General features: G+C 72.0%; 6 protein-coding genes. 4 read left to right on the plus strand and 2 right to left on the minus strand.

All coding sequences use genetic code 11. From position 1 onward, the window contains the following. On the minus strand, positions 1 to 233 hold a 233-nt coding region (locus H0487_RS22105), incomplete at its 3' end, for a hypothetical protein (RefSeq protein WP_220793689.1). Between the two features lie 134 nt (positions 234 to 367). On the opposite strand from H0487_RS22105, the gene H0487_RS22110 reads away from it, so the two are divergent. The 3 genes from H0487_RS22110 to H0487_RS23705 are packed head-to-tail and all read left to right on the plus strand — an operon-like array spanning position 368 to position 3,185. Continuing rightward, entirely contained in the window at positions 368 to 1,066 is a 699-nt protein-coding gene (locus H0487_RS22110) for a hypothetical protein (protein ID WP_183096364.1), read from the plus strand. Positions 1,067 to 1,104: 38 nt separating this feature from the next. Next, on the plus strand, positions 1,105 to 2,196 hold the full coding sequence (locus H0487_RS22115) for a DNA polymerase domain-containing protein (protein WP_183096365.1): 1,092 nt from the start codon (positions 1,105 to 1,107) through the stop codon (positions 2,194 to 2,196). Then, positions 2,193 to 3,185: a GNAT family N-acetyltransferase gene (locus H0487_RS23705; protein ID WP_312856060.1), complete on the plus strand. Its 993-nt coding sequence runs from the start codon at positions 2,193 to 2,195 to the stop codon at positions 3,183 to 3,185. Before H0487_RS22115 ends, H0487_RS23705 begins: the two co-directional genes overlap by 4 nt. Here H0487_RS23705 and H0487_RS22130 read toward each other — a convergent pair. After that, a complete protein-coding gene (locus H0487_RS22130; protein ID WP_183096366.1) occupies positions 3,182 to 3,442 on the minus strand; it encodes a hypothetical protein in 261 nt (86 codons plus the stop codon). The genes H0487_RS23705 and H0487_RS22130 overlap by 4 nt on opposite strands. Positions 3,443 to 3,580: 138 nt before the next feature. On the opposite strand from H0487_RS22130, the gene H0487_RS22135 reads away from it, so the two are divergent. Further along, the coding region (locus H0487_RS22135; RefSeq protein ID WP_312856061.1) for a hypothetical protein at positions 3,581 to 3,795 on the plus strand (215 nt) is incomplete at its 3' end.

The following is a 3,795-nucleotide window of genomic DNA, read 5'->3' on the forward strand; positions in this document are numbered from 1 at the left end:
TACTCGACGACCAGCGCGCCCGGATCCGCCTGCACCTGGTGCAGGCGGGTGCCGTGGGGCCCGGTGATCTCCTCGGCGGTGAGCGGGTTCCCGTCCCTGGTGAGGACCAGGGACTCCTCCCGCACCGATGGTCCGGCCGCTACGGCGATGGAGAAGGTGAGGTCCGCCGCCTCGTGGACGTCGACCGCGATCCGGGACCGCACGTGGCGCTGCATCCGGCCATTGTTGCTCACCCATGTTTCTGCTGATCGTCGTGGGCGTGCCCCGCTCCCCCCACCGGGCGCGCGGGTGCCTCCCCGTCGGGCGAGCTGGTCGAGCCCAGCGGGTTTCGGCGTGCGCGCAGAGCTCCGCCGCTAGCGTGTCCGGCATGATGTCGTTTCCCGTCCGCCGCGCGGTGACCGCGGCGGCCCTCGCCCTGGCCACCGGTTCCGCCCTGCTGCTGCCCGCCGCGCCCGCCTCCGCCGCGCCCGTCGACGGCAACGTCGCGGCCTTCGGCTACGGACGCGTCCCCGACGGGTCGGACTGCCTGGTGGAGCCCGGACCCGTCAACCAGAACAAGGACTTCAGCTCGACCGGCCCTCGGCGCACGGCGAGCGTGGCGCGGAACTTCGTCTCCGCTGCGAAGGGCGAGTCCGCCCGCGGTCGGATCGAGAACACCTCTTCCGCCAAGGGCACCGCCGCCGGCGGCGCGCTGGACCGGGTGGTCCTCACCGCTGAGCACCTGGTGCGGGTCAATGACGTCGTCGCCTACGACTGTGGCTTCGGCGTCCTCGCCGACACCCAGTCGAGCTCCGACTTCCGGATCAGCCGGAACGGCCGCGTCCGCATCGACTGGGACCGCGGCAGCGCCGGCCAGATCGAGCAGATCTACGTGTCGCGCGACGGCGTGATGGTCGTCGACCGGATCCGGCCCGACGCCCACGGCCACCTGGTGTTCAACGTCGTGCCCGGCCGTTACGACCTGTTCGTCCAGTTCGTGACTCGCGCCAACGAGAACGACATCCCGGGTGGCACCGTGCTGACCAAGCGGTCGGACTTCCGGGTCGTCGCCGACTACCGTCGCTGAGCCCGCGTCCGGTCGGTGGCGGCGGCTAGTGTCGCGCCATGGCGAAGACGGCTGCCGCCGAGGTCCAGGCGGGCGAGCGCTCGGTGCGCATCTCCAGCGCCGACCGGGTGATCTACGAGGCGACCGAGCGGACGCCTGAGGTCACCAAGCTGATGGTCGCCGAGTACGTCGTCAGCGTCGCCGACGGCCTGATGCGGGCGCTGCGCGCCCGGCCGACGGCGCTCGAGCGGTGGCCGAACGGCGTGCGTGAGGGCTTCAAGCTCGCCACCGGGCCGTGGGACAAGGACGCCGAGGCGTTCTACCAGAAGCGGGTGCCGAAGGGGGCGCCGGACTACCTCGAGTCCGTGCGGATCACCTTCCCGTCGGGACGGACCGCGGACGAGATCTGCCCGACCGAGATCGCCGTACCGGTCTGGTGTGCCCAGATGGGCGCGCTGACCTTCCACCCGTGGCCGGTCCGCCGCGACGACGTCGATCACCCCGACGAGCTGCGGATCGACCTCGACCCGCAGCCCGGTACGACGTTCACCGATGCCGTCCGCGTCGCGGGCGTCGCCCGGGAGGTCCTCGAGGAGCTCGGGATCCGCGGCTACCCGAAGACCTCCGGCAACCGCGGGATCCACATCTACGTGCGGATCGAGCCGCGCTGGTCGTTCGAGGACGTGCGGCACGCGGCGATCGGGTTCGGCCGTGAGCTCGAGCGTCGCGACGGCGGCGTCACCACCGCGTGGTGGAAGGAGGAGCGCGGCGAGCGCATCTTCGTCGACTACAACCAGAACAACCGCGACCGCACCATCGCCTCGGCCTACTCCCTGCGCCCGATTGCCGGCGCACCGGTCTCGACGCCGGTGACCTGGGCCGAGCTGGCCGGGCTGACGGATCCCCGCGAGTTCAACCTCTTCACCGTCCCCGACCGCATCGCCGACGGCGACCCGTGGGCGACGATCGACGACGAGGCGTTCTCGCTCGAGCCGCTCCTGGCCCTGTGGGAGGACCTCCCCGGCGGTGAGCTCAACTTCCCGCCCGACTATCCCAAGATGCCCGGCGAACCACCCCGCGTGCAGCCCAGCAAGAAGGTCGCCGACCACTGGGACGCCGAGGGCAACTACATCGGCCCCGACCGGTCGTGAGCGTGCTTCCAGGGCCGACCCAGCGCCTGCGGTTCCGCGAGATGGTCGCTGCGGACCTGGCGGACATCACCTCGCTGGACCGCGGAGGAGCGCGGGGCCCGGACGACTGGATCGCGTGGAACCGGAGCAGCTACGAGGAGCACGGGTTCGGTCTGTGGATCGTCGAGACCCACGCGGGCGAGTTCGTCGGCGATTGCGGGCTGACCCGGCAGGAGGTCGAGGGAGAGTGGTACGTCGAAGTGGGCTGGCACGTCCGCTCCGACCTCCGCGGACAGGGATACGCGACGGAGGCTGCTGAGTCGGTGCGCGACGCCGCCCGTGCGGCGGGAATCCCCCTGCTCATCGCGATCATCCGACCGCACAACCTCGCGTCGCAGCGAGTCGCGGCGAAGATCGGGCTCGTCCTCGATCGTCAGGTCGAGAGGTCAGGCGGGCCTGCGCTGGTGTTCGCCGCCGCGCTCAGCCTGGCCCGCAACGGGGAGGAGCCGGCGAAGACGGCGGCGGCCGGGGCGGCGCGGTGGTCGGACTACCTCGACTGGGTGCGCGGCGAGATCGTGCGCGGGGTGCTGGCCTTGGCGCCGGAGCAGCAGCGCACTGCGCGGGTGCCGTCCGGGTGGACGCCGCTGGAGCTGCTCAGCCACGTGCTGCACATGGAGCAGCGGTGGTTCGTGTGGGGCTTCCTCGGCGAGCCGGTCGACGCACCCTGGGGTGACTGGGACGTCGACGAGCCCTGGCGTGACGACGCCGACGGCCGCTGGCAGGTCGCGGACGACGTCACGGCCGAGGAGCTCGCTGAGCGGCTCGAGGCCATCGGTGCGCGGACCCGCGAGGTGCTGGCGACCTCGTCGCTCGACGCGGTCGGCTCGACAGCAGGCCGGTTCGACGCCGACCCGCCCACCCTGGAGTGGATCTGCTTCCACGTCCTTGCCGAGTACGCCCGGCACGCCGGCCACCTCGACATCGTGGTCGAGCTCGGCCGCGGGGCCTAGAGTCCGCGGACCACGGCGACCTCGCACAGCCGGGCGAGGTCGTTGCGCACGGCGGGGTCGAGGTCGGGGACGGACTCGCCGAGCATCAGCTGGGCGACGCTGCGGGCCGCGCGGCCGCGGTGCGGGACGTCCATCTCCTGGAGGAGGGCGATGATGCCGCTGCAGAGGTCGACGGCGAGGTCGTGGCGCGCTGCGGGGAGCTCGCACGCGCTCAGGTGCTCGAAGAGCCGAACGTCGAGGGCGTGGTGAGCGTTCATGCCTGCTCAACGAACGTCGGGCCGTCCGGGCTACGAGAGGCGTCGGTCACTCGGTAAAGAGTCGCGGCGATCCCTGGTGACAGGTGACCCGCGACCACGACAATCGCCGTACCCCTCGTTCGACAGGAGCGCCCGCAGATGAAGGTTCGACTCGGCCTGCTCGCCACGTCAGCGGTGCTGCTGCTCCTGGTCGGCTGCGGCGGCGGCAACGAGGCCGCCCAGCCGAGCGACGCCTCCGCGCAGGACAACGGTGGTGACACCGGCCCGACCGAGCTCGCCGAGGACCTGCCGACCGCCGTCTCGACCGCGACCGCGGACGCGGGGTCGACGGAGGCGACCACCGCGGAGTCGAC

The organism is Nocardioides stalactiti (assembly GCF_014180715.1).
Classification (GTDB): Bacteria; Actinomycetota; Actinomycetes; order Propionibacteriales; family Nocardioidaceae; genus Nocardioides; species Nocardioides stalactiti.